General features: G+C 68.2%; 1 protein-coding gene and 1 pseudogene. Both read right to left on the reverse strand.

The window, feature by feature from the left end; genetic code table 11:
* Positions 1–663 (reverse strand): hypothetical protein (locus AC5RUJ_RS17140; RefSeq protein ID WP_494156353.1); only part of this gene is annotated, 663 nt, incomplete at its 3' end.
* An 87-nt stretch (positions 664–750) separates the two neighbouring features.
* Positions 751–999, reverse strand: a pseudogene (locus AC5RUJ_RS17145) (serine/threonine protein kinase); the annotation flags it as partial.

A 999-nucleotide genomic window follows, 5' to 3' on the forward strand; every position in this document is an offset into this window, starting at 1 on the left:
GTCGGCCGCGGTGACCAGATGGGAGGTGACGGCGTGCTCGACCAGCCGCGCGCGCCGGTTGGTGGCGAGCTTTCCGCCGCCGCCGCGCAGTCCGGCGACGCCCACCCGGTCCAGTTTGTCGCAGACGTTGTCCAGCTTGCGGTTGAACTTGGTCAGGGGCCAGCCCAGCCTGGCCGCCGCCTGCGAGGACGACGGAATCGAGCTGAGCCCGGTCCCGTCACGCTTGAGCATCGGCTCGGCCAGGGCCAGGATCAGGGCCTTTTGCGACGCGGTGAACACCACCGGGCCGATGGTGGTCTCGCCCACGGCATCCGTGTCCCGGTGTTCCTGGCGGAAGGACGGTGTCTTCACGTGGACCGACAGCTCATAGGTTGTGGGGCCGGCCGTGAAAACGATGTTCGTCTGGCTGAAGACCATCGGGATCCGCGCTCCCGGCGCCAGCCATGCCTGCATGCCCCCGGTGGAATCGGCGATGGTCGCGGAGATCAGGGAACCGACGTTTGCCAGCCACCAGATGCCGTCGTAGTGGGCGATCTGCAGGAACTTGCGGTGCAGGTAGGGGTTGTCGTCGATCTCCAAATCGCCTTCGCGCCCAATGGTGAACACGTCGTCGTTCGTGGCTTCGTACCATTCGCCGCAGAACTCAATGCTCACATCCGCCACCGCTAGCCCCCTTGTCTGCGCCGGCCAGGGGTCGGCGCGTGATTCATCGTTCCAAACCTACCCGCAAAAGCCACGCAGTCCGGGCAGCTACTGATCCGCGCAACCGCGGACCGGATCCGAGGCCCGGCCGTTGGCCCGCACCACCACCACTTCGATGCAGGTGCGGTCGTTCTGCGCCAGCGGCACGGTCGCCTCGGGCTCGCCGGTGCGCTCGGGCTCGCCCCGGCCCAACGCGGTAACGGGCGTCCAGATGAACAGGTCGCCGTCCCGCGGGTCAGGATTGGTCCAGCTGAAGACCGCCTCGCCGCCCCCGACCCGGCCGGCCAGGTCCTCGGG

The organism is Arthrobacter sp. Y3223164 (genome assembly GCF_059091005.1).